The following is a 25,180-nucleotide window of genomic DNA, read 5'->3' as shown; positions in this document are numbered from 1 at the left end:
AGAAACGCTTTTTATATAGAACTAGTTTTACTTACTTTGTTCTTTTTCTTTCATTTGCTTTTCAATATCACCAATTGAGTAAACTGAATCTGGCTTCTTAACGTCAGCTTCAGGTTCCATGTTGCGGTATACAGGCATACCAGTACCAGCAGGAATAATCTTACCGATAATAACGTTTTCCTTAAGTCCAAGAAGTGGATCATTCTTACCTCTGATTGAAGCATCAGTAAGAACACGAGTAGTTTCCTGGAATGAAGCAGCTGACAAGAAACTGTTAGTTTCCAAAGCGGCCTTAGTAATACCTAAGATAACGCTTTGTGCAGTTGCTGGGATACCACCAGAAATAATAACTTCCTTGTTACGGTCTCTAAATTGACCGATATCCATAACTTCACCTGGTAAGATGTCAGTTTCACCTGGATCAAGGACACGTACCTTTTGAAGCATTTGACGAGTCAATACTTCGACGTGTTTGTCGGCAATGTCTACACCCTGCATTCTATATGCCTTTTGAACTTCAGCCAATATGTACTTTTCAGTAGTCAAAGTATCAGTAACTTGGATCAATTCCTTAGGATCAATAGAACCAAGAGTCAACTTATCACCACGGTGAACATAGTCGCCTTCAGATACAGCCACAGAAGCAGTGTAAGGAACACTGTAACTTCTAGTATCAATCTTACACTTAACAGTAATTTCACGAGTATGGTCTGCTGGGTTTTCTTGAATTGAATCAATTACACCATCTACTTCAGAAATGGTTGCACGACCCTTAGGGTTACGTGCTTCGAACAATTCTTGCACACGAGGCAAACCTTGAGTAATATCTTCGGCACCGGCAACACCACCGTTGTGGAAAGTTCTCAAAGTAAGCTGAGTACCAGGTTCACCAATTGATTGAGCGGCAACAGTACCAACTGCTTCACCAACTTCAACTTCTTCACCAGTAGCAAGGTTCATACCGTAACATTTACGACATACACCGTGTGGAGTATCACAAGTAAGAATTGAACGAATCTTAACATGGGTTACACCTGCATCACAGATCTTATGAGCCATGTTTTCATCCATCATAACATCTCTACCAACGATAGCTTCACCAGTCTTAGGATCCTTAACTGTTTCAGCAGTGAAACGACCAACCAAACGATCAAATAATGGTTCGATCATTTCATCACCTTCCATAATGGCACTAACTGTAATACCACGATCAGTACCACAATCATCATCACGAATAATAACGTCCTGAGCAACATCAACTAAACGACGAGTCAAGTAACCTGACTGAGCAGTCTTCAAAGCAGTATCAGTCATACCTTTACGAGCACCGTGAGTTGACATGAACAATTCCAATACTGACAAACCTTCCTTGAAGTTTGAAGTAACAGGGATTTCGAACAAACCACCGTTAGGAGTAGCCATCAAACCACGCATACCAGCTAACTGAGTAAAGTTTGAAATGTTACCACGGGCACCAGAGTCGGCCATGATTGAAATTGGGTTACGTGGTGAGTGAATTTGAGCAATTTCGTTTTGGATTTCGTCCTTACATGCGTTCCAAATACTAATTACTCGATCGTGACGTTCTTGTTCAGTAATTAAACCACGTCTGAATTGCTTAGAAACAATATCAACTTGTTTACGTGCCTTAGCTACCTTTTCATCCTTATCTTTAATTTCTGGAACATCATTCATACCAATGGTAATACCTGAAGTAGTTGAACTAGTGTAACCTAACTTCTTCAAATCATCCAAGTATTCTGAAGTTCGTTGAACCTTGTAGTACTTGTAAATAGTAGCAATAGAATCAGATAAGAAACCACTCTTAAATGGAGTAGCAATTAAATCATCGCCAACTTCATCAATCTTGTCATGAATATCTTGACCTTCACCCAAGAAGTACTTAGCATCCAAAGGATTATTTAAGTTTTCTTCAGTTGGTTCGTTGATGTAGAAGTAATCATCTGGGAATAATTGGTTAAAGACAAGCTTACCGTATGTAGTAATGAAAATGCCATGTTCATGACCTTGTGGCCATGGCTTCTTAGGCATAGCATCAGCTGACATACCAATGATAGTGTGGTAGTGAATGTCACCATTTTCATAAGCTACAGTAGCTTCAGCAGGTGAACTAAAGATCATCCCTTCACCTTCACGACCACGTTCAGCTTGAGTCAACCAGTAGTTACCCAAAACGATATCCTGTGATGGAGTAACGATTGGCTTACCATCCTTAGGAGCCAAGATGTGGTGAGCAGCAAGCATAAGTAAACGAGATTCAGCAACAGCTTCGTCTGAAAGTGGTACGTGGATGGCCATCTGGTCACCATCGAAGTCGGCGTTGTAGGCTTCACAAGCTAATGGGTGAAGTCTGATTGACTTACCTGGTACCAAAACTGGCTCAAATGCTTGAATACTCAAACGGTGAAGAGTAGGTGCACGGTTCAAAAGAACTGGACGCTCCTTAATTACATCTTCAAGTACATCCCAAATATCATCATCTTCACGATCAATCTTACGCTTAGCATTCTTAATGTTAGAAGCAATACCACGTTTAACCAATTCGTGCATTACAAACGGCTTAAACAATTCCAAAGCCATTGGACGAGGAACACCACATTGATAGAATTTCAATTTTGGTGAAACATCGATAACTGAACGACCTGAGTAGTCAACACGCTTACCAAGCAAATTTTGACGGAAACGACCTTGCTTACCCTTAAGCATGTGTGAAAGTGACTTAAGTGGACGGTTACCTGGTCCAACAACTGGACGACCACGACGACCGTTATCAATTAAAGCATCAACAGCTTCTTGAAGCATACGCTTTTCGTTTTGAACGATGATATTAGGAGCGTTCAAATCAAGCAATCTCTTCAAACGATTATTACGGTTAATAACACGTCTGTATAAATCGTTCAAATCTGATGTAGCGAAACGTCCACCTTCAAGTTGAACCATTGGACGAAGATCTGGTGGAATAACTGGAACAGCATCCATAACCATCCATTCAGGCTTATTACCAGAGTTCTTAAATGTATCCAAAATGTCCAAACGTCTGATATCACGTGTACGTTTTTGACCAGTTGCAGTTTGAAGTTCTTTCTTCAAATCCTTAACTTCTTTGTCAAGGTCAACTTTTTTAAGCAATTCGCGAATAGCTTCAGCACCCATTTTAGCTTCAAAACGGTTGCCATATTTAGCCTTTTGTTCACGATATTCTGCTTCGGTCAATAATTGCTTAGGCTCAAGATCAGTATCACCTGGATCAATTACGATATATGCAGCAAAGTAGATAACTTCTTCAAGCAATCTTGGAGAAATGTCCAATACTAAGCCCATCCTTGATGGTATACCTTTGAAGTACCAAATGTGAGTTACAGGGGCAGCTAATTCAATGTGTCCCATACGTTCTCTTCTTACTTTTGAAGAGGTAACTTCAACACCACAACGGTCACAAACGATACCACGGTATCTAACACCTTTATATTTACCACAGGCACATGACCAGTCTTTAGTTGGTCCAAAGATTCTTTCATCAAATAGACCATCTTTTTCAGGTTTTAAAGTACGGTAGTTGATGGTTTCAGGCTTCTTAACTTCACCATATGACCAGCTTCTGATCTTGTTAGGTGATGCAAGACCAATTTGCATACTTTCAAATTTATTTACGTCGATCAAAAGTTTAACCTCCTACTATTTAGAAACTTCGTCGTCAGATTCATCTGCAGGAGCTACTAGCTTATCTGCATCTTTCTTGTTTTCTTTCTTATCTTCTGATTTTCCAGTTTCTTCGGCTAACTTCTTCTTTTCTTGTTCTTCTGCCATACGTGACAATGAATCAATGTTTAAGTGTTCACTTGAATCTTCATCCATATCACGAAGTTCAATTTCATTATGATTCATATCAAGAACACGAATATCCAAACCTAATGATTGAAGTTCCTTAACAAGAACACGGAATGATTCTGGAACACCTGGCTTAGGAATTCTTTCACCCTTAACAATTGCTTCGTATGCCTTTACACGACCAACAACATCATCTGACTTGTAAGTCAAAATTTCTTGCAATGTGTAAGCTGCACCGTAAGCTTCAAGAGCCCAAACTTCCATTTCACCGAAACGCTGACCACCGAACTGAGCTTTACCACCCAAAGGTTGTTGAGTAACTAATGAGTAAGGCCCAATTGAACGAGCGTGGATCTTGTCATCAACCATGTGAGTAAGTTTCAAGTAGTGCATGACACCTACAGATACACGGTTGTGGAATGGTTCACCGGTACGACCATCGTAAAGAATAGTCTTACCATCTTTATCAATACCAGCTTGACGAACAGTGTCCCAAACGTCATTTTCGTTAGCACCAGCAAATACTGGAGTAGCTACGTGAATACCTAATTGACGTGCTGCTGCACCCAAGTGTAATTCAAGAAGCTGTCCGATGTTCATACGTGATGGAACACCCATTGGGTTCAAACAAATGTCTACTGGAGTACCATCTGGTAAGTATGGCATATCTTCTTCTGGTACAACAGCAGCAACAGTACCCTTGTTACCGTGACGACCAGACATCTTGTCCCCAACTTGAATCTTTCTCTTTTGTGCAATGTAAACACGAACCATAGTGTTAACACCTGGTGAAAGTTCATCGCCGGCTTCACGAGTATAAACCTTAACGTCTTGAACGATACCGCCACCACCGTGTGGTACACGAAGTGAAGTATCACGAACTTCATGAGCCTTTTCACCAAAGATTGCGTGAAGTAATCTTTCTTCAGCAGATAATTCAGTTACACCCTTAGGAGTTACCTTACCTACCAAAATATCACCATCGTGAACTTCAGCACCGACACGTACAATACCGTTAGCATCAAGATCCTTCAAAGCATCTTCACCGATGTTAGGAAGTTCTCTAGTAATTTCTTCAGGGCCAAGCTTAGTGTCACGAGCTTCTGATTCGTAGTCTTCAATACTAATTGAAGTGTAAACATCATCCTTAACTAAACGTTCTGAAAGCATGATGGCATCTTCGTAGTTGTACATGTTCCAGGTCATGAAAGCGATAAGTGGGTTTTGACCTAAAGCAAGTTCACCGTGATCCATAGTTGGACCGTTAGCAATAACATCACTTACGTCAACATGATCACCTAATTTAACATTAGGAGTTTGGTTGTATGACTTAGAGTTGTTTGAACGACGGTATTTTTCAAGAGTGTACTTGTCTAAAGTACCATCTTCACGTCTGATACGGATTTCATTTGCATCTACGTATTCAACAGTACCAGCAGCCTTAGCAATTAAAGCAGCACCTGAATCGTGAGCGGCACGATATTCCATACCGGTACCAACAAGTGAACCATGTGGGTTGATCAAAGGTTCTGCCTGACGTTGCTGGTTGGCACCCATCAAAGCACGGTTAGAGTCATCGTTTTCAAGGAATGGAATACATGCTGAAGCTACAGAAACAACTTGCTTAGGAATAACGTCCATGTAGTCAATCTTATCAGGAGTAACTTCGACGTTATCTTCCTTTTGACGAGCTAAGATCACATCACTCTTAAATGAACCATCGTCATTTAAAGGAGTGTTTGCACCGGCAATGATGTAATTATCTTCTTCATCAGCAGTTAAGTAGTCGATCTTATCAGTAACCTTGTGAGTCTTCCAAGATACACGACGGTATGGAGTTTCAATGAAACCATACTTGTTAATAATTGCGTATGAAGCAAGTGAGTTGATCAAACCAATGTTAGGACCTTCTGGAGTTTCGATAGGACACAAACGACCATAGTGAGTATAGTGAACGTCACGAACTTCATAACCAGCACGGTCACGAGTCAAACCACCAGGCCCTAAGGCTGACATACGACGCTTGTGAGTCAATTCACCTAATGGGTTGTGTTGGTCCATAAATTGTGAAAGTTGTGATGAACCGAAGAATTCCTTGATACTTGCAACAATTGGACGAATATTGATCAATTGTTGTGGAGTAACGGTTGAAGGATCTTGGATTGACATTCTTTCACGAACAACACGTTCCATCCTTGCTAAACCAATTCTAAATTGGTTTTGAAGAAGTTCACCAACACGACGAATACGACGGTTACCCAAGTGGTCGATATCATCAGTGGTACCAATCTTGTCTTGTAAAGCAAAGAAGTAGTTAATTGATGCCAAAACATCTGCTGGAGTTAAGTGCTTAACATCTGCAGCAATATGACCATTTGACATTAATTTAACTTCACGTTCAGGATCTACCTTTGAGTAAACCTTAATTTCTTGAACTGTAATAGGATCTTGTAATACGCCTTCCTTTGAAGGTTGGTAAGTTACCATCTTAAAGTCATCACGATCAAGGTATGGAGCTAACTTGTTCATTACTTCGTGAGTAACAACAGTATCCTTCTTAGCAATGATTTCACCAGTATCTGGATCAGCCAAAGTTTCAGCTAAAGTTTGACCGTATAAACGGTTCTTAAGTGAAAGCTTCTTGTTAATCTTGTAACGACCAACTGGTGCCAAGTCGTAACGACGTGGGTCAAAGAAACGAGCATACAAAAGTGAACGTGATGAATCAGTTGTCTTAGGTTCACCTGGACGTAATCTTTCGTAAATATCCTTTAAGGCTTCAGCTACACGAGAATCTGCTGGATTCTTATGAACATCTTTGTCTAAAGTAAATTGTAAAGTATCGCTTTGACCAAACATGTCAATGATGTCACTATCAGAGCCGATACCCATAGCTCTAATCAATACAGTAAGTGGCAACTTACGAGTACGGTCTACACGAACAAATGAAACATTCTTAGCATCAGTTTCATATTCAAGCCAAGCACCACGGTTAGGAATAACTGTAGTACCAAAGATTTGACGACCATTCTTGTCGTAATCACCAGTGTAGTACACACCTGGAGATCTTACTAATTGAGAAACAATAACTCTTTCAGCACCATTAACAATGAATGAACCTGATTCGGTCATCAATGGTAAATCGCCAAAGAATACATCTTGAGTCTTAATTTCACCAGTTTCTTGGTTAGTAAGCTTTAAGGTTACGCGCATTGGTGCAGCATAAGTCGCATCGTGATCACGAGCTTCATCAACTGTATATTTAGGCTTTTGAAGCTTGTAGCCTTCATATTCTAATGAAAGCTTACCTGAGAAGTCACTAATAGGCATAATGTCATCAAAAACTTCTTTAATGCCTTTATCAAGAAACCACTTATATGATTCGGTTTGAACATCAGTTAAGTTAGGAAGCTTCAATACTTCTTTAATGCGAGAGAAGCTACGTCTAGTTCGATGTTTACCGTAGTTCACTACGTGTCCATTTAACAAGGAAAAACATCCTTTCTGTCTAAGAAAGCAAATATTACATTTCTGTTACAAATTCAAAAAACTGCAATTTTAGGCATAAAAAAGACAAAAACGAAGTTTTCTCGTTTTTGTCCTTATCATTTTGCTGGACAATAGATCAGCAAAATCCTGAATCTCAGTCTTTTTAAATCAGTAAAAATTTTACATCGTTTTTTGCTTTTTGTCAAGGTCTGATGCTTGATATTACTTAGTTTTCACCAGTTTTTTCTCTGGCACAACATCAAATTTCAAATGACCATGTTGACTACCAATTTTCAAAGTGTCGTTTGCTTTTACTTCACCTATAATCAACATTTCTGCTAATTTATCTTCGATATCATTTTGGATTGCTCTTCTAAGTGGACGAGCACCATTTTCAGGGTCATAACCATCTTTAACAATTTTATCCAAAGCGGCACGGGAAATCCTAAGCGTAATTCCCTTCTTTTGCAAACGAACTACCAACTTGTGAGTAAGTAAAGTTACAATGTCCCGCAACTGCTTCTTAGTTAATTCATCAAAGATAATCGTTTCATCAATTCGGTTCAAAAATTCCGGACGGAAGAATTGCTTAATTGCCTGTTGAACTTTAGCTTGTCTTACTTTAGCTTGGTCAACCTTATCAGCATTGAAACCTACAGCCTTGCTGTCAAATAACGTACGTGAACCCAAATTAGAAGTCATAATGATGATTGTATTTCTAAAGTCGACTTTTCTGCCTTTAGAATCTGTCAAAAATCCTTCATCCAAAACTTGCAAAAGCAAATTAAATACATCAGGATGAGCTTTTTCCACTTCATCAAGCAAAACAACTGAATATGGATGACGACGAACTTGTTCAGAAAGTTGTCCGCCCTCTTCATAGCCAACATAACCAGGAGCTGAGCCAATTAACTTGCTTGAGGCAATTTGATCCATGTATTCAGACATATCTAATCTGATCAAATTATCTTCTGACCCAAACATTGCTGCTGCAACTGATTTAGCTAATTCAGTCTTACCTACACCTGTTGGCCCTAAGAACAAGAATGATCCAATTGGACGGCGCTCATCCTTAATACCGCTTCTGCTACGATGAATTGCACGAGCTACAGCTGAAACAGCCTTATCTTGCCCAATCACGCGTTTATGCAAAATGCTCTCTAAGTTAGCTAATTGGCGACTTTCATCCCTCTTCATCTGAGTAACAGGTACACCTGTCCAGTCAGATACTACCTTAGCAATATCTTCGGGGCCAACAACAGCCTCAGCACTAACCTTAACTTGCAATGCATTCTCCATTTCTTCTCGCTGCATTTGCAAATTGTTTTGTGCTTCTTGGAGTTGAGCTGCTTTAACAAAGTTCTGACTCGCAGCTGCTTCATTCTTTTGTTCAATAATATTCTTTATCTTTTCATTAATTTGAACTAAATCTTTGTTTGAACCAACATTAGTTCTAATTTTAACTGCTGCACTAGCCTCATCTACCAAATCAATCGCCTTATCTGGCAAGAACCGATTAGTAATGTACCGACTAGATAAATCAACAGCATCCTCAAGACTAGCATCTGAAATAGTCACATGATGGAACTTTTCATACTTAGGTCTAAGTCCCTTTAAAATAGCTAACGTATCCTTCTTAGTAGGTTCATTCAAACGTACTTGTTGGAAACGACGAGCCAATGCTTGATCCTTTTCAATGTACTTTTGATATTCATCAAATGTAGTAGCACCAATCATTTGAATATCGCCGCGCGCAAGTGAAGGTTTCAAAATATTAGAAGCATCAATTGCCCCTTCAGCACCACCAGCACCAATCAAAGTATGCATTTCATCGACAAATAGAATGACTTTACCGTCTTTGGCAATTTCATCCAAAATCTTTTTCATTCTATCTTCAAATTCACCACGATACTTAGTGCCTGCTACTAAACTGCCCATGTTAAGAGCCATTACTCGCTTATCAAGCAAGCCTTCTGGAACTTTTTTATTAACAATTTCTGTAGCAATTGCTTCGGCGACCGCAGTTTTACCTACACCAGGTTCGCCTACCAAAATTGGATTGTTCTTAGTACGACGAGATAAAATTTGAATAACTCGCTTAATTTCTTTTTCACGGCCAATAACTGGATCAATTCCACCTTCACGGGTACGTTGATTTAAATTAACCGCTACTTTATCTAGAGTTGGTGTAGTACTATTTTTACGTTTCTTTTGGCTAGTAGCGGTATTGCTATTGCCTAACCAGCTTGCTGAATCGCCAAAGTCTTGTTCTTGATCCAAGCTGTCATTAATATCTTGACGCAAACGGCCAATATCAACATTTAAGTTCTTTAAAATCATGGCTGACAAAACCTGTTCACTAGCAGTTATTCCTAGCAAAACATGATTAGTTTCAATTTCTTTATATCCACCTTGGTCAGCCTGTCTTTTGGCATAATCTAACGCTAAGCTTAAACGAGGTGACATTTCCATGTAGCTTGACTTAGCTGCTGAACCATAGCCTGTGTAACGTTCAATCTCTTCTCGTACGGCAGTTGGCGTCAATCCCCATGAGCGCAAGATTTTTCCTGCTTCACCTTCAGTTTCAATCACCATAGCCAATAACACATGCTCAGTACCAATTAGCCGATGATGAAACTCCTGTGCTTGTTCACGCGCAATTTCTAACACTTGATTAGCGCTTTTACTATATGAATTTTCCATATAAACACCATCCCTTTAAAATACGCTATGGTATTGTACTTTTATTTTAACAGTTAGTAAAATATTTCGACTTATATCCAAGTTCATTATAACTATGCAAATAATTATGCAAAAATCACGTTTGCAATTTCAGTTAAATACTTTTTATCTGTCTCATCAAAATTATCTAATTTAGTTGAATCAAAATCAAAAACGCCCCAAAGTTGATCATCTTTAAAAATAGGCACAACAATTTCAGAATTAGAAGCACTATCACATGCAATATGTCCCTGAAATTCATGAACATTAGGAACAATTTGTGTTTTTTCTGTTTGAGCTGCTGTACCACAAACGCCCTTGCCCATTTGAATATGAACGCAAGCTGGCATCCCTTGAAATGGTCCTAAAATCAACTCACCGTTTTCAAACCGATAAACGCCGGCAAAGTTAACATTATTCAATGAATTAAACAAAAGAGCAGATAAATTGGCTGTATTAGCAATCCAATCTGATTCTCCAGCAACTAATGCTTTTGCTTGCTCAACTAATAATTCATATTCCTCTTTTTTGGCTGCAGTCATCTATAAACATCCCCTATGATTTTAGAGCTTATTATAACAAAAAGAAAAAAGCTGTCCTACTAGACAGCTTTTCATTATCGGGAAAACAAGATTTGAACTTGCGGCCTCTGCGTCCCGAACGCAGCGCTCTACCAAACTGAGCCATTTCCCGTAAAAAAGGCTCACCATTCAGTGAGCCTTCTATCTTGGAGCGGAAGACGGGATTCGAACCCGCGACCCCCACCATGGCAAGGTGATGTTCTACCACTGAACTACTTCCGCAACAACAAATATAATTATAGCAAATCATTTATGCTTTGCAATACCTTTTTTGAAAAAAGTTTGATTTTCACCATAATCAACTGTTGTAACATATCAATCCACATTAATTTGCCAAATGAATATGTTTAAATAGTAATACTTTACGCGCAATCGGCTGAGCAATTAAAGCTTCAACAGCAAATGCTATGCCAAAATTTCGTGGCCAATTATTGAAATAAGTATAAAAAGGAGCAAATGAAATTTGCCGTTGACCAATCCAAGTCCCAATAATAGTCATTATCACAGAAATAATAATTACATTACACAGAATATTAACAGTAATTTGTGCGCCAAAACTATCATGCTTATCAACAAATTGATTTTTTAAAACTATTGCAGGTTTTTGTGCAAGCAAAACGATTATAATTACTGCCATCCACATGAATGGAATAATTGATAGTGTCATTAAATAATTATGCCAACTAAAACTTGTCTCAAACATTGAAATTAATGGCGTAATAATATTTACCGAGATAATTGAAACAATCCCCATAAAAATCATAGTTTCATGAACATTGTGTGGTAATTGCATATAGCCTTTTTTCATAATTAACCTTTCTTTCAAAGAAAAAAACGGTTCAGCAAAATTCAATAAAGAATTGCTGAACCGTTATACGCTAAAAATTTAGATTTTATAAAAATAAAAAGACTCACAATCATGAGTCTTCATCTTAGAGCGGAAGACGGGATTCGAACCCGCGACCCCCACCATGGCAAGGTGATGTTCTACCACTGAACTACTTCCGCAGAACAGTTATTATTATAGCAAAACCATTTCACTTTGCAATACCTTTTTTCAAAAAAATAAAAAATAAGCTATTTTCTTTTCCAAAATAGCTTATCTTTTAGTAATTTATTCTACTTGTTTTCTTTATTCTTCTTAGCTAAATCAGCCTTAACTTCGGCATCAATTGATTCAGCACGTTCTGGACGCATTGTTGGGAAGAGCAAAACATCACGAATAGCTGGAGCATCAGTCAAAAGCATTACCAAACGGTCAATGCCGATACCCAAACCACCTGTAGGTGGCATACCGTATTCCATAGCACGAAGGTAATCTTCATCAACCATATCAGCTTCATCGTTACCTGCTTCACGTTCTTCCATTTGAGCTTCGAAACGAGCACGTTGATCATCAGGATCGTTCAATTCTGAGAAGGCGTTACCGTATTCTTCACCCATGATGTAAATTTCGAAACGGTCAGTAAATCTTGGATCGTCAGCATTCTTCTTAGCAAGTGGTGAAATTTCTACTGGGTGACCGTAAACAAATGTTGGGTCAACAATAGTTTCTTCACAGTACTTTTCAAAGAAAGCGTTAATAATGTGGCCAACCTTCCAGAACTTTTCAACATGAATATCGTGATCTTCAGCAATCTTAGTTGCTTCTTCAAGAGTCATTGGCTTCCAGAAATCAACGCCGGTCTTTTCCTTGATTAAATCAACCATGTGAATGCGACGGAATGGCTTGCCTAAGTCAATGTCTTGACCTTGGTAAGTAATCTTGCCATCATCTGAAACAACCTTAGCTGCAGCACGAATAATGCCTTCTGCTTCGTCCATAACATCGTGGAAGTCCCAGTATGCAGCATAACTTTCAAGTTCAGTAAATTCTGGGTTGTGGTGAGTGTCCAAACCTTCGTTTCTGAATACACGACCGATTTCGTAAACACGTTCCATATCACCAACAATCAAACGCTTCAGTGGAAGTTCCAAAGCAATTCTCATGTAAAGGTCAATATCCAAAGCGTTGTGGTGAGTAATAAATGGACGAGCTTCAGCACCACCTGGAATGTTGTGCAATACTGGAGTTTCAACTTCCAAGAAGTTTTGCTTATTCAAGTAATCACGAATAGCTTGGATAATTTGAGTACGGTGAACAAAACGCATGTAGCTATCGCGATTAGTAATCAAGTCAAGGTAACGTTGACGGTAGATTGCTTCAACATCCTTCAAGCCGTGGTACTTGTCTGGCAAAGGACGAAGAGCCTTAGATAAGAAGGTTACGTGAGTAGCACGAACAGTCAACTCACCAGTATCGGTTTTCATAACTTCCCCATCAATACCCAAGAAATCACCAATATCTGACTTCTTGAAGATATTGTAGTTGTCTTCGCCTACGATGTCTTTACGTACATAAATTTGAATCTTACCAGTACGGTCGTAAAGGTCTGCAAAACCTACTTTACCCTTACCACGTTTTGCAAGCATACGACCTGCAATCTTAGTCTTAGGCATATCATCGTTTAATTCGTCTTCATCTTCTTTACCATACTTTTCTTCCAAAGTACTTGCCAAATCTTGACGATCAAACTTTCTTTGACCGAATGGTTCAATTCCGTTTTCACGCATTTCGTCCATCTTTTGACGACGAACACGTAATTGGTCATTCATTTCCTTCTTTGCCAATTTATTTTTCCTCCATTATTTGTTCATTGTCGCGCGTCTTGCAGCACGAGCTTTTTCTCTTTTTTCATACTCATCAACAAAATTGTCGAGTAAGTCATATACTTCTTGACGCGTCCAGACCTCATTTATTTTAGCACGAGTACGGGCCGAACGGGGAATTCCCTTCAAATAGTATGCCGCTTGTTGACGAAATTCTGGCACTGCACGCTTTTCTCCATGAATTTTAATCAAAGCATGAAGTTGATGCTTAGCAGTTTCTACCTTTTCACGTACCGTTTGTGGCGGTAATTTTTTACCAGTCTCTAGGTAATGGGTCATATCCTTCAAAATCCAAGGATTACCTAAAGCCGCACGTCCTACCATCACCGCAGTACAACCAATCTCATCCAGTGCTTTCTTAGCAAGCTCAGGGGTTCTGATATCGCCATTAGCCACAAAAGGAACATCGAGCACTTGAGCAACATCGTGCAGGATCTCCCAATCTGCTTCGCCCTGATACATTTGCTTACGGGTTCGACCATGCATTGCAATCATGCTAGCGCCTGCTTCTTGAGCCGCTAAAGCATTTTCTACCGCAAATACATGCTTTTTATCCCAACCAGTTCTCATTTTAACAGAGACAGGTTTTTGAACATTCTGCACTACTGCATGGACCATTTGATAAATTTTATTCGAATCAAGCAGCCATTTTGAACCAGCATCAGTCTTGGTTACCTTAGGTACAGGACAACCCATATTAATATCAATAATGTCAGCATCAGTATGTTGATCAATATATTGAGCAGCTTGAAGCAATGTTTCTTCAGTTCCCCCAAAAATCTGAATACTCATTGGGTGCTCTCGTGGATCCACATCCATCATACTTAAGGTCTTTTTGTTTCGATAAATAATTCCATGATCAGAAATCATTTCGCAAACAACCAGCCCAGCTCCGAATCCCTTACATACAACGCGGAATGCTGAATTTGAAACTCCCGCCATCGGCGCAACAACAACTCGGTTAGGAATGGTGATATCGCGAATTTTCCAGCTGTTATCCACCAAATCATCCTTTCAAAATACCCTATTATAATATCAAAAAAGCCCCGCAGGACAAAACCCTAGGACTTTTTATTTAGTTAATAATCTTTTTCTTCTTTTTTCTTAGCTAAGATATCTTTTAATTCATTTTCAGTGTAATGATATTTATTTCCGCAGAAATTGCAAGTAAGTTCTGCTCCATGATCTTCATTAATCATGGCTTTTAATTGTGAACTCTTCAAAGTTTCAAGAATACCAGCATATTTTTCTTTAGAACAGTCACAACTAAATGCAACATCATCTTTTTCAAGAATCTTGCAATCAGTGCCTAAGATCTTGCGAGCTAAATCTTCTGGTGTCATACCATCTAAAAATTCGGTAGAAAGAGCTGGCAATGCCTTGATTCTCTTAATCGTTTCAGTAATCAAAGCATCGCTTGCACCTGGTAAAGCTTGAAGCATAAAGCCACCAGCTTCACCAATAGAATTATTGGGATTAACGAAAACAGATAAACCAACAGCTGATGGAATTTGTTCTGACTTAGTTAAGTAGTATGCAAAATCTTCTGCAATTTCGCCAGAGACAATTGGCACTTGACCAGTATAAGGCTCTTTCAAACCTAAGTCCTTGGTAACTTCGAGCATCCCTTGACCAACGGCCTTTTTCACATCAATATGGCCATTCTTCTTTGGTGACAAAGCAATATGCGGATTCTTTACATATCCCTTAACCTTCAAATCTGACATTGCAGTTACAATGGTTGGTCCAACGGGGCCATTGCCTAACAATCTAACTGTTAATTCTTCTTTATCTGTTAATTCTGCTCCTGCTAAAAGCAATGAGCCAACCAGTGTACGACCAAGTACAGCAGCAGAAGCAGACCATAAATCATGACGCTTTTGTGCTTCTCCAACAACATCTTTAGCAGTAATTGTTAGCAAACGTAAATTTTTAGTTTTATCAATTGATTTTACTAAATAATCACTCATTTTTAATCCTTCTCTCTAAAAAAATAGAGCCCATTACAGGCCCCATTTTCATTTAGTTATCTTTGTGTTCTTCATCCGCCGAATGATCTTCAGTTGATTTATCTGAACTTCCCGTTTTTTCTGGATTTTCAGGATTTTCTTCTTCAACTTCGTGATTCTTTTCTGATAGAGTTTCCAAAGCAGATTTTTCTTGTTCAGCCAATGCTTGATCTGAATCTTTCTTTTCTGCCTTTTCAACTTCACGTTTTTCTGCGGCAGCCTTAGCTTCTTCATAAGTTGAAGCCTTAGATTCACTTGGATATTCATTTTCGTATTTTTCAGGCATCTTGCCAGTCTTATACAAAGACATGATTTGCTTTTCGTCTAAAGTTTCATACTTGAGCAAGGCTTCTGCAATAATTCTATGCTTTTCCTTATTTTCCTTAACAATCTCAAGAGCTTTAGCGTGAGCTTCATCCAAGATTTTCTTAACAGCTTCATCAATTTTAGCTGAGGTAGCTTCACTGTATGGCTTAAAGCCGTATGGATTGGTTTCGCCTTCTTTTTCAAGTTCAACCATTCCTAATGATTCGGTCATACCGTAATTTACTACCATACTGTGAGCAATAGCAGTAGCTTGTTCAAAGTCGTTAGAAGCACCAGTTGACTTATCGCCAATAGTTGCCTCTTCACCAGCACGACCACCCATTAAACCAACAATTTGTTCAAATAATTGTTTCTTAGTCAAAATGAATTGGTCATCTTTAGGTAACATAATGTTGTAACCACCGGCACGGCCACGTGGCACAATAGTTACCTTACGAACTGTTCTAGAATCACTTAAAACCAAACCACAGATTGAGTGCCCTGCTTCGTGAAAAGCAACACGACGTCTTTCTGGTTCAGCAATTAAACGATCCTTCTTAGCTGGTCCCGCGATGACACGGTCTTCAGCCTCATCAATATCTGAAGCAGTAATTTCAGTGCCATTTCTACGAGCAGCGACCAAAGCAGCTTCATTCAAGACATTAGCTAAATCTGCACCAACGAATCCAGGAGTTTGACGAGCAACTTCCTTCAAGTCTACATCTGGAGCAAGTGGCTTGTTTTTAGCGTGAACCTTCAAGATGGCTTCACGACCACGAACGTCTGGACGACCAACTAAAACCTTACGGTCAAAACGACCTGGACGAAGCAAAGCTGGGTCCAAAACGTCAGAACGGTTAGTAGCAGCAATGACGATAACACCTTCATCGCCTTCAAAACCATCCATTTCAACCAGCAATTGATTCAAAGTCTGTTCACGTTCATCGTTGCCACCGCCTGTGCCATTGCCACGACGACGACCGATGGCATCAATTTCATCGATAAAGATGATACTTGGTGCATTCTTCTTGGCATTGTTAAACAAATCACGTACACGACTTGCACCAACACCAACAAACATTTCAACAAAGTCAGAACCTGAAATTGAATAAAATGGCACGTTAGCTTCACCAGCTACAGCACGAGCAAGTAAAGTTTTACCAGTACCAGGAGGACCCTCAAGTAAAACACCAGATGGAATTCTGGCACCTAACTTAGTATATTTTGATGGATCCTTTAAAAATTCAACAACTTCTACTAATTCTTGTTTTTCTTCTTCTTCACCGGCTACGTCAGAGAAACGAACCTTATTCTTAGAAGGATCCTCTGGCTTGACGTGTGAACGACCAAAATTCATAATTCCGCCGCTGCCACCACGACCAGCGCCACCCTGATTCATCATCATCCAAAGCATGACAATAAACAAAACGGTTGGCACAAGCATGACAATGGTTGAAATCCAATTGCCAGACTGTGATTCTCCTTGAGTCGTCATCCGAGCGTTACTCTTTTGTGCCAAGTTTTGCACGTTAGAAACGGTAGAATCATTCTGTAACATAGTGGTAGAGAAGCGTGATACTTTTCTACTTGAGTTATTACTAAAGAAATCAAAACTATTATTTGATTGATTCTTTGTTGTTTGTGCAGTCTTGTAACTACCTGAAATGGTATATACACCATTTGCAGGTTGAACACTAAAGTTTTTAACTTTGCCTTGACGCAAATCTTTAACAAATTGTGAATAGCTGATATTTTCAGAGCTACCACCACTGTTAGAGCCGCCGAGTGCCCAGTTGATTCCCCATAGGAGCAAAAGGAACACAACTATATAGAATAGGCCGTTCGATAACAGCCGATTCCGGTTATTCTTCATAAAAAACCTCCGCAAAGTCTCTAAGTTGTACGTTTAAAATTTTATCACAAAATAAGATGCTACCACTAATATTTTCAACTATTTTGAAGACTTTTTAAGAATTATATAGAAAATAATGTTTGCCATTTTTAGTCCAATTTTGATTTTGATAAATTTTCTCTACAAAAACTGGCTCATTTTCCGCATAAATGGCTAAACAAAATGGTCGCAAAGCCAAGGGAATCGCATTTTCTGCAAACTTCTTTTTCGCTTTAACATGATGACCATTTTGAAGCAGAAGCTTACTGCCAGGAACTAACTCTCCCATGCTAAATTCAGTATCCGGCTTAAACCAAAAATCACCAATTAGCTTTAAATCTGTCTTCCTTTCAGTACTTAACACCATTTTTCTATTTCTGAACACAAATGGTTGATTTAGATTAATTTCCTGTTTTCTTACTTCCAGGATATTTTGCTTTTTATACAAATAAAAGTAATTCTGATATTCCATTACTACAAAATTACCTAAATTTTCATTAACGCGTCGATGATATTTTTGCCAAATCGTTCTTTGCCAGAAAAAAATTCTTTCTTTCTCTGTCAGTTGACTCAAAGCCTCACTCTTAATGCGATAGGCCACATTCAAAAAGGATTCTAGTTGCCCCATTGCACTATTTTTTTCATCAACATAATCAATCAACTCATCCATTTTTTGGCTAAAAAAGAGCGCATTCCTGATTAAGGCAGGATTTTCTTTTTTGAGTAATGGCACCACATGATGACGCAAGCGATTACGCATGGTTTCATCAGCCTGATTGGTTGAATCAATTACAAAATCAATTTGATATTCTTGATTATATTGCAATAACTCAGCTTTGCTGTAGCCTAATAACGGCCGCAGGAGCTTTATGCCATGCATTTTGCCTATCATTTGCAAACTGTTCATTTCTTCGGGATTGCCTGAACGAATGAATTTCAACAAAATATTTTCCAGCAAATCATCCCCATGATGAGCAGTTAACAAATAATCAGCATTATTCTCTTTAGCCATTTGCGTCAAAAATGCATATCGCGCATGTCTAGCAGCAGCTTCAATTCCCACTTTAGGTTGATCTTCCTTGGGCCATTTAGCAATAAACAATGGCACATGATTTTCGCTGCAGTACTTTTTAAGAAGTTTACTTTCTTCTTCACTATCTGCTCTTAATTGATGGTTAAAATGAGCTGCCATCAATTTAAAATGTGCATTATCCTGTAGGTTTTTAAGCATATCAAGTAGAGCCATTGAATCAGGACCACTACTTGCAGCTACTAGTAATTTTTTATCGGTTACATTTATATTATTTTCTCTAAAGAAATCTGCTATTTTCATAAATATCCCTAACGAAAAAATGACCCACCACGGGTCATTTTTAATTCTTATTTAAAACCTTTTTCAATTCATTAATTTCTTTTTTGGCATCTCTACTTACCTTGTTTAAAACCTGATCAAATTCTGCAGGTTTAGTATCAGAGAATTGATTGTCATGATCAACCAAGTCAGGATCATTTACACGCGCAATTGACAGATTAAATCTACCTTTGTAAATATGCACAACAACTACGCGAACTTCTTGACCTACCTGATATTGTCGCCTTTCTCGCGCCCAATTATTGCCAAAATCGCTATGATGAACTAATCCTGAATGTCTATTAGGCAATGTAACAAAAATACCAGAATCGGTAATATTATTAATCACCCCGGTTACCCGGTTACCGGCTTGATACTTTTTCATCAGTCATTATCATTTCTTTCATGCACGTTATAAACATTTTCATTTGATTTAGAATAATAAAATTTATAACGAATAAATTTGGCAACATAATTTGGATCATTAAGATTTTGTCTTTTGGTTTTCAAATTATTGGCCGTTTTCTTCACCTTAGTCAAGTTTTCTTTTTCAGCTTTTACTTGATTATTAATGCGTGCTGTTTGAGAAACCCTAATTGCAATCTGAACACCTAAAACAACAAAAATTATGGCAAAAATAGCAACAATTCTATTTAACCGAATGCGATGCGTTTTCTTCTCTATTTTTGCTTGTTTACGTCGCAATTGTTCTCTTTGGGCTTCAGGACTTAACGAATTGTAAATATGTGGACCATAATTCATTTTTTATCCTCTGTTATAACAAATATCGTTTACGTTAAGTATAACAACGATTCATGGGAAAGTCATCAATCAACTAACTCGTAAAGTTCACTTGCTTCAGCTTTTTTAGTAGTTTCGCGAATGTTTAAAACTTTAGCTTTAATTACTCGAGCACCGTAACCAAGTTCAATAATATCATCGATTTTTACATCGTAACTTGACTTAACTACTCGGCCATTGACCTTAATTCGACCTTGGTCTGCCATTTCTTTAGCAACAGTTCTTCTTTTAACTAATCTTGAAACCTTTAAAAATTTATCAATTCTCATAATTTATACCTCTATCTTTGTACTATTTCACTAGCAGCTTGCAAGAATGTAGTTAATTCATTAAATAAAACTCGATTCTTCATTTTATCAGGCAGCTGCAATAAAATAACCATTCTTTTTTCTTGATTCATACTAATACGTGCTTTAAGACTCACATGCTCTAAGGCTCTAAAAATATTGGGGCCTTCTAGTTCATGTGATGCAGCATTATTAAATTCAACCTTAATAGTATTATTGTCTTTCTTCAGTACATTTAAGACTTGAGCCAAATCTGCATCTACTTTTAATCCAGCTACAGCGAGCAAGTTCTCAACGGCTGCAGGATAATCTCCAAAACGATCAATTAGTTCATCTTCAATTTTATCTAATTCTTCCTGATTATTGACCGCTTTAATCTTTTTGTAAAATTCAATCTTTTCTTCTTGGTCGCCAATATATGAATCTGGAATATAAGCTTCAAGCTTTAAATCAATTTCGGCATTTGATTTCTTAACTGTCTTCTTGCCCTTACGTTCTTTAATTGCATCACTCAGCATTTGTGAATACAAATCATAACCAACACTATCAATAAAGCCATGCTGTTGGGCTCCGAGCATATTGCCGGCTCCTCTAATCGATAAATCACGCATAGCAATCTTAAAACCTGAGCCTAATTCAGTAAAATCACGGATTGCATCTAGCCGCTTTTCACCAACTTCAGTTAACACCTTGTTAGGTTGATACAAAAAATATGCGTAAGCTAGTCTGGCACTACGGCCAATTCTGCCTCGAAGCTGATAAAGCTGACTCAAACCGTAATGATCAGCATCTTCGATAATCATCGTATTGACATTTGGTATATCAATTCCCGTTTCAATAATCGTGGTGGTAACCAAGATATCAAATTCTCGATTCAAAAAGCGATATAAAATATCCTCTAATTGATTTTGACTCATTCTCCCATGAGCACTAGCAATACGCGCATTAGGAATCAGTTGTTGCAATTTTTCCACCGTTTCATCAATATCGCTAATTCGGTTATGTAAATAAAAGACCTGTCCATCACGCTGCATTTCGCGTAAACATGCATCCCTTACTACACTTGGAATTTGTTCCATCACATAAGTTTGGATTGGGTATCTGTTTTGAGGTGGCGTTTCCATCACAGATAAATCGCGCACACCAACCATTGACATATGCAAGGTTCTAGGAATTGGCGTAGCAGTGAGTGTTAAGACATCGATATTAGCCTTTAACTGCTTTAATCGTTCTTTGTGTTTAACGCCAAAGCGCTGCTCCTCATCAACGATTAATAATCCCAGATCTTTAAACTCAACGTCTTTGGACAAAAGTCTATGAGTACCTACAACTAAATCGATCTTGCCCTCTTTAAGACCTTCAATGATCTCTTTGGATTCAGCGGGAGTTTGGAAACGAGAAAGCATGGCAGTGTTAACTGGGAAGTCTTTGAAACGATCTTGAATAGTTTCATAGTGCTGCTGAGCCAAAATGGTTGTTGGTGCTAAAAAAGCAACTTGTTTATTATCTTGGATTGCTTTGAAAGCCGCTCTTAAGGCAACTTCCGTTTTACCAAAGCCAACATCCCCTACAACAAGACGATCCATTGGCTTCGGTTTTTCCATATCTTCTTTGATTTCTTTAATTGAGCGCAATTGATCCGGAGTTTCCGCATACGGAAAGGCGTCTTCAAATTGTTTTTGCAGATCATCATCTGGTGAAAAGGCAAAGCCCTTTTCCGACTCGCGCTTAGCATAAAGTTCAATCAAATCATCAGCAATATCTTCAACCTTAGATTGAACCTTGCGCTTAATCTTAGCCCATTCACTGCCGCCAAGCTTATTAATATGTGGCGTCTTTCCTTCAGAAGCCACATACTTCTGCACCAAACTCAGCTGATCTGCTGGCACAAATAATTGATCGCCATGTTGATAAGTAATGGTAATATAGTCTCGTTTTACGCCATTATTCTCTAGCGTTTTAATTCCTTCAAAGCGACCAATACCATGATTAACATGAACAACATAATCTCCAGGTTTTAGCTCAGTATAATTACGTAACCTTTGCGCATTTTCTAAAGTTTTGATTCTCTTTTTACGTTGTGGGCGCTTGTTAAATAATTCACGCTCAGTCAAATAAACTAATTTTACTGAAGGTAAGCTAAAGCCACTAGTATAACCAGCTACTACAATTTGTGATTTGCCTTCTGTAATTTCATCCTCGCCTACAATTGGCAAATTTAAGCCAAAATCAACCATTGTCTGGTCAATTTGCTTTGCTCTTTTTGCATTATCAGCTTGCAATACAACCGTTTGACCAGATTTTTGATATGATTCAAGTTCGGATTTAATTAGGGGCATCTGGCTGAAGAACTGCGCTGGTTCACGCGTTTGCCAATTGAACATTTGACCTAAACGAATTCGGCCCATACTGCGCTGGAAAAGAGAGAAATATATTCTATAGTGTTTGTCTTTAGTTAATACTTGATCAAAATCATTGCGCAATGTTTGCTTAGGCAACATCGCACCAGTTTTTAGTTCATCGCTAATAAACGCAGTATTTTGCTTATCTACAGTCTCTACTGCTTGTTTAACCAAGGGCAAATCATCAATTAAGATTTGACCATTTTTATCTAAATATTCTAATAAGCTGCTTGGCTTTTTAATTAAATAATCTACCAAAAAGGCATAATTATCAGGCAGTACCCCTGCATTCAATGCATCAAGTGCAATCGTAAAATGGTCTTTGACTGCCTTGTCTGGTGCAGGTGCATCCCCCATATCTTGTTCTATCGCTTCTGCCGCAGTTTTAATAGCTTCAACGGAAAATACCCGATCTTGAGCTGCAGAAATTTCAACATGATCAATTTCTTTTTGACTGCGCTGAGTTGCTAAATCAAATTCCTTAATCGTATCAATTTCATCGCCAAAGAATTCAATTCTTACAGGATTTTCTCTATCTAAAGGATATACATCCAAAATATCGCCACGAATAGCGAATTCTCCAGGACGCGCTACTAAAGCTTCTTTTTTATAGCCTAAACTGACAAGCCATTTATTCAGATCAGTTAATTCATATTCCTTACCAGGTTCAAAGTCTTTTTTTGCCTGAGCAAACTCTTGCGGATCTGATAGCTTATACTGCAAACCTTGCGGAGTCGTAACTACGATCCCAGATTTTTTGCTTAATAAAAAATTGAGGGCTTCAATTCGATTGCTTAACTCATCTGGTGAACTAACTGCAGTTTGCGTAGCGATAGTGGCATCGACAGGAAAGATTTGGACACTGCCATCAGGCAAAATTGCACTTAACTCTCCATATAAATTTTGTGCTTTATTTTCATTTTCCTCTACTAAAATAAGTGTAGTTTTTAACTCAGTTACGATTTGTTTTAAAAGCAGACTAAAAGCACCGGCATTAGCGCCAGTGATTAGTGAATTCTTTACTTGTTTAGTTTTTGCAATAAAATTATTTAAGTCTTGATCTTCTTTTAATATTTCTGTTAAACGCATTTTAATTATACTTATTCATCAAATATTGACTATCGCGGCCTGTAATAAAGTCATCGATAATCTTTACACTTGTATCAAATGCATCATCCATTAATTTTTGTTGTTCATCGTTAAATGGCGTAAGCACCCATGAAACAACTGTTGTGTTCTTAGGGTGACGAATGCCAATTTTTAAGCGATTAAACTTTTCTGTTCCCAAGTCTCGGATAATGCTTTTAATTCCATTATGGCCGCCGCTTTTACCATTAGCTCTAATTCTAATTTTTCCAATTGGCATATCCATATCATCTTGAATAATCAAAACGTCTTCTGGGGCTACTTTAAAGAAATTGGCAATTTGACTAACTGAACGACCTGATTCATTCATATAAGTTTGAGGTTCAAGCAAAATTACATCTTCACCATTAATTTTTTGCTTAGTCCAATGTCCTTCAAACTTGTCTTTATCTAATGACAAACCTTTTTCATTAAGATAATGGTCCATCGTCATAAAACCAGTGTTGTGCTTGGTTTTATCATACTTTTGACCTGGATTACCTAAACCTGCAATTATTTTCATTTATATATACCCCTCATTACATCATAATCTTTCATATAATAGCACAATCAGCAAATAATAATTTTATTAATGCCTACTATCATGGTATAATTTTTTTGTTAGAATTATCACTAATAAAAAGGAGATTTATTGTTATGGCAAGAGAGGAAAAACCTCGTAAAGTTATTTTAGTCGGTGATGGTGCTGTAGGTTCTACCTTTGCATTTTCAATGGTACAACAAGGTATCGCTGAAGAATTAGGTATTATCGATATCGCTAAGGAACGCGTTGAAGGTGACGCAATCGATTTAGCTGACGCAACTCCTTGGACTTCTCCAAAGAACATTTACGCAGCTGACTACCCAGATTGTAAGGATGCTGACTTAGTTGTTATTACTGCTGGTGCTCCACAAAAGCCAGGCGAAACTCGTCTTGATCTTGTTAACAAGAACTTGAAGATTTTATCATCAATCGTTGAACCAGTTGTTGAATCAGGTTTTGAAGGTATTTTCTTAGTAGTTGCTAACCCAGTTGATATCTTAACTCACGCAACTTGGAGAATGTCAGGCTTCCCTAAGGATCGTGTTATCGGTTCAGGTACTTCACTTGATACTGGTCGTCTTCAAAAAGTTATTGGTAAAATGGAAAACGTTGACCCAAGTTCAGTTAATGCATACATGCTTGGTGAACACGGTGATACTGAATTCCCAGCATGGAGCTACAACAATGTTGGTGGCGTAAAGGTTGCTGACTGGGTTAAGGCTCACAACATGCCTGAATCTAAGCTTGAAGACATCCACCAAGAAGTTAAGGACATGGCTTACGACATTATTAACAAGAAAGGTGCTACCTTCTACGGTATCGGTACTGCTTCAGCAATGATCGCTAAGGCTATCTTGAACGATGAACACCGTGTACTTCCACTTTCAGTACCAATGGATGGTGAATATGGTTTACACGATCTTCACATCGGTACTCCTGCAGTTGTTGGCCGCAAGGGTCTTGAACAAGTTATCGAAATGCCATTAAGCGATAAGGAACAAGAATTAATGACTGCTTCAGCAGATCAATTAAAGAAGGTTATGGACAAGGCCTTCAAAGAAACTGGCGTTAAGGTTCGTCAATAATCTTTAATTTTGTTCATTAATAAAGAGCAT

16 protein-coding genes and 3 tRNA genes are annotated in these 25,180 nt (G+C 38.3%); 1 reads left to right on the top strand and 18 read right to left on the bottom strand.

Features of this window, described 5'->3' with window-relative positions; all coding sequences use genetic code 11:
- Positions 1 to 27: 27 nt before the first annotated feature.
- The 18 genes from rpoC to pth form a co-directional block, all read right to left on the bottom strand.
- Positions 28 to 3,681, bottom strand: coding sequence for a DNA-directed RNA polymerase subunit beta' (gene rpoC, locus HMPREF0518_RS02520; RefSeq protein WP_035504390.1), 3,654 nt, complete (start codon positions 3,679 to 3,681; stop codon positions 28 to 30).
- Between the two features lie 15 nt (positions 3,682 to 3,696).
- Positions 3,697 to 7,338, bottom strand: a complete 3,642-nt coding sequence (gene rpoB / locus HMPREF0518_RS02515; protein ID WP_023192807.1) for a DNA-directed RNA polymerase subunit beta — start codon at positions 7,336 to 7,338, stop codon at positions 3,697 to 3,699.
- A gap of 222 nt (positions 7,339 to 7,560) precedes the next feature.
- Positions 7,561 to 10,041, bottom strand: coding sequence for an ATP-dependent Clp protease ATP-binding subunit (locus HMPREF0518_RS02510; protein WP_003625768.1), 2,481 nt, complete (start codon positions 10,039 to 10,041; stop codon positions 7,561 to 7,563).
- A gap of 104 nt (positions 10,042 to 10,145) precedes the next feature.
- Positions 10,146 to 10,601 carry a GAF domain-containing protein gene (locus tag HMPREF0518_RS02505; protein WP_003625767.1) on the bottom strand — a complete coding sequence of 152 codons (456 nt, stop codon included), beginning with the start codon at positions 10,599 to 10,601 and terminating at the stop codon, positions 10,146 to 10,148.
- A 77-nt stretch (positions 10,602 to 10,678) separates the two neighbouring features.
- A tRNA-Pro gene (locus HMPREF0518_RS02500) sits at positions 10,679 to 10,752 on the bottom strand.
- Positions 10,753 to 10,787: 35 nt separating this feature from the next.
- A tRNA-Gly gene (locus tag HMPREF0518_RS02495) sits at positions 10,788 to 10,862 on the bottom strand.
- A 103-nt stretch (positions 10,863 to 10,965) separates the two neighbouring features.
- Entirely contained in the window at positions 10,966 to 11,448 is a 483-nt protein-coding gene (locus HMPREF0518_RS02490) for a DUF2798 domain-containing protein (protein WP_003625766.1), read from the bottom strand.
- A 128-nt stretch (positions 11,449 to 11,576) separates the two neighbouring features.
- Positions 11,577 to 11,648, bottom strand: a tRNA-Gly gene (locus tag HMPREF0518_RS02485).
- 111 nt (positions 11,649 to 11,759) lie between these two features.
- Entirely contained in the window at positions 11,760 to 13,310 is a 1,551-nt protein-coding gene (gene lysS / locus HMPREF0518_RS02480) for a lysine--tRNA ligase (protein ID WP_003625764.1), read from the bottom strand.
- Between the two features lie 15 nt (positions 13,311 to 13,325).
- Positions 13,326 to 14,351: a tRNA dihydrouridine synthase DusB gene (gene dusB, locus HMPREF0518_RS02475; protein WP_003625761.1), complete on the bottom strand. Its 1,026-nt coding sequence runs from the start codon at positions 14,349 to 14,351 to the stop codon at positions 13,326 to 13,328.
- A gap of 77 nt (positions 14,352 to 14,428) precedes the next feature.
- Positions 14,429 to 15,319, bottom strand: a complete 891-nt coding sequence (gene hslO / locus HMPREF0518_RS02470; RefSeq protein WP_003625760.1) for an Hsp33 family molecular chaperone HslO — start codon at positions 15,317 to 15,319, stop codon at positions 14,429 to 14,431.
- Positions 15,320 to 15,371: 52 nt separating this feature from the next.
- Complete coding sequence (gene ftsH / locus HMPREF0518_RS02465) at positions 15,372 to 17,537, bottom strand: ATP-dependent zinc metalloprotease FtsH (protein ID WP_003625758.1); 2,166 nt, start codon at positions 17,535 to 17,537, stop codon at positions 15,372 to 15,374.
- 94 nt (positions 17,538 to 17,631) lie between these two features.
- The gene (gene tilS / locus HMPREF0518_RS02460; RefSeq protein ID WP_003625756.1) at positions 17,632 to 18,888 is read right to left on the bottom strand and encodes a tRNA lysidine(34) synthetase TilS; all 1,257 of its coding nucleotides are present in this window, start codon (positions 18,886 to 18,888) and stop codon (positions 17,632 to 17,634) included.
- A 40-nt stretch (positions 18,889 to 18,928) separates the two neighbouring features.
- Positions 18,929 to 19,291 (bottom strand): S1 RNA-binding domain-containing protein, encoded by a 363-nt coding sequence (locus HMPREF0518_RS02455; protein ID WP_003625754.1) that lies wholly within the window; start codon positions 19,289 to 19,291, stop codon positions 18,929 to 18,931.
- On the bottom strand, positions 19,291 to 19,668 hold the full coding sequence (locus HMPREF0518_RS02450; protein ID WP_003625751.1) for an FtsB family cell division protein: 378 nt from the start codon (positions 19,666 to 19,668) through the stop codon (positions 19,291 to 19,293). The genes HMPREF0518_RS02455 and HMPREF0518_RS02450 overlap by 1 nt, the downstream gene beginning before the upstream one ends.
- Before the next feature lie 65 nt (positions 19,669 to 19,733).
- On the bottom strand, positions 19,734 to 19,976 hold the full coding sequence (locus tag HMPREF0518_RS02445; protein WP_003625749.1) for an RNA-binding S4 domain-containing protein: 243 nt from the start codon (positions 19,974 to 19,976) through the stop codon (positions 19,734 to 19,736).
- A gap of 11 nt (positions 19,977 to 19,987) precedes the next feature.
- Positions 19,988 to 23,485, bottom strand: a complete 3,498-nt coding sequence (gene mfd / locus HMPREF0518_RS02440) for a transcription-repair coupling factor (protein WP_003625747.1) — start codon at positions 23,483 to 23,485, stop codon at positions 19,988 to 19,990.
- A gap of 1 nt (position 23,486) precedes the next feature.
- Entirely contained in the window at positions 23,487 to 24,044 is a 558-nt protein-coding gene (pth, locus tag HMPREF0518_RS02435) for an aminoacyl-tRNA hydrolase (RefSeq protein ID WP_003625746.1), read from the bottom strand.
- 134 nt (positions 24,045 to 24,178) lie between these two features.
- Here pth and HMPREF0518_RS02430 point away from each other — a divergent pair, with 134 nt between their 5' ends.
- Positions 24,179 to 25,150, top strand: a complete 972-nt coding sequence (locus HMPREF0518_RS02430; RefSeq protein ID WP_003625743.1) for an L-lactate dehydrogenase — start codon at positions 24,179 to 24,181, stop codon at positions 25,148 to 25,150.
- Positions 25,151 to 25,180: the final 30 nt, after the last annotated feature.

Source organism: Lactobacillus helveticus DSM 20075 = CGMCC 1.1877 (genome assembly GCF_000160855.1).
GTDB lineage: Bacteria > Bacillota > Bacilli > Lactobacillales > Lactobacillaceae > Lactobacillus > Lactobacillus helveticus.
This window is presented reverse-complemented; position numbering and strand designations above follow the sequence as displayed.

Bases quoted from the DNA above. Each gene is read 5' to 3' on its own strand.
- HMPREF0518_RS02510 (WP_003625768.1), bottom strand. From the start codon at position 10,041: ATGGAAAATTCATATAGTAAAAGCGCTAATCAAGTGTTAGAAATTGCG.
- HMPREF0518_RS02505 (WP_003625767.1), bottom strand. From the start codon at position 10,601: ATGACTGCAGCCAAAAAAGAGGAATATGAATTATTAGTTGAGCAAGCA.
- HMPREF0518_RS02490 (WP_003625766.1), bottom strand. From the start codon at position 11,448: ATGAAAAAAGGCTATATGCAATTACCACACAATGTTCATGAAACTATG.
- hslO (WP_003625760.1), bottom strand. From the start codon at position 15,319: ATGAGTGATTATTTAGTAAAATCAATTGATAAAACTAAAAATTTACGT.
- ftsH (WP_003625758.1), bottom strand. From the start codon at position 17,537: ATGAAGAATAACCGGAATCGGCTGTTATCGAACGGCCTATTCTATATA.
- tilS (WP_003625756.1), bottom strand. From the start codon at position 18,888: ATGAAAATAGCAGATTTCTTTAGAGAAAATAATATAAATGTAACCGAT.
- HMPREF0518_RS02455 (WP_003625754.1), bottom strand. From the start codon at position 19,291: ATGAAAAAGTATCAAGCCGGTAACCGGGTAACCGGGGTGATTAATAAT.
- HMPREF0518_RS02450 (WP_003625751.1), bottom strand. From the start codon at position 19,668: ATGAATTATGGTCCACATATTTACAATTCGTTAAGTCCTGAAGCCCAA.
- HMPREF0518_RS02445 (WP_003625749.1), bottom strand. From the start codon at position 19,976: ATGAGAATTGATAAATTTTTAAAGGTTTCAAGATTAGTTAAAAGAAGA.
- mfd (WP_003625747.1), bottom strand. From the start codon at position 23,485: ATGCGTTTAACAGAAATATTAAAAGAAGATCAAGACTTAAATAATTTT.
- pth (WP_003625746.1), bottom strand. From the start codon at position 24,044: ATGAAAATAATTGCAGGTTTAGGTAATCCAGGTCAAAAGTATGATAAA.
- HMPREF0518_RS02430 (WP_003625743.1), top strand. From the start codon at position 24,179: ATGGCAAGAGAGGAAAAACCTCGTAAAGTTATTTTAGTCGGTGATGGT.